Consider the following 346-nt stretch of genomic DNA (forward strand, 5'->3'; position numbering starts at 1 on the left):
AACTGGGGTAGCTGGATTCGAACCAACGCATGAGGGAGTCAAAGTCCCTTGCCTTACCGCTTGGCTATACCCCAATAATATAAAATAGGCGAGTGATGGGGATCGAACCCACGCATGCCAGAGCCACAATCTGGTGTGTTAACCACTTCACCACACCCGCCATAATCATATTAACACGGGCAGTAGGAATTGAACCCACACTGAAGGTTTTGGAGACCTTAGTTCTACCTTTAAACTATGCCCGTAACTAAAGTAATGGAAGGGGAGGGATTCGAACCCCCGAACCCGAAGGAGCGGATTTACAGTCCGCCGCGTTTAGCCTCTTCGCTACCCTTCCAAGTTATAA

4 tRNA genes are annotated in these 346 nt (G+C 49.1%); all 4 read right to left on the reverse strand.

Annotated elements, in window-relative coordinates:
• Window positions 1-2: 2 nt before the first annotated feature.
• Window positions 3-74 (reverse strand) — tRNA-Gln (locus SORDD16_RS10190).
• A 13-nt stretch (window positions 75-87) separates the two neighbouring features.
• Window positions 88-160, reverse strand: a tRNA-His gene (locus tag SORDD16_RS10195).
• A gap of 14 nt (window positions 161-174) precedes the next feature.
• Window positions 175-245 (reverse strand) — tRNA-Trp (locus tag SORDD16_RS10200).
• An 11-nt stretch (window positions 246-256) separates the two neighbouring features.
• Window positions 257-337, reverse strand: a tRNA-Tyr gene (locus SORDD16_RS10205).
• Between the last annotated feature and the right edge of the window lie 9 nt (window positions 338-346).

It is taken from the genome of Streptococcus oralis (assembly GCF_001578945.1).
GTDB classification, from domain to species: domain Bacteria; phylum Bacillota; class Bacilli; order Lactobacillales; family Streptococcaceae; genus Streptococcus; species Streptococcus oralis_Q.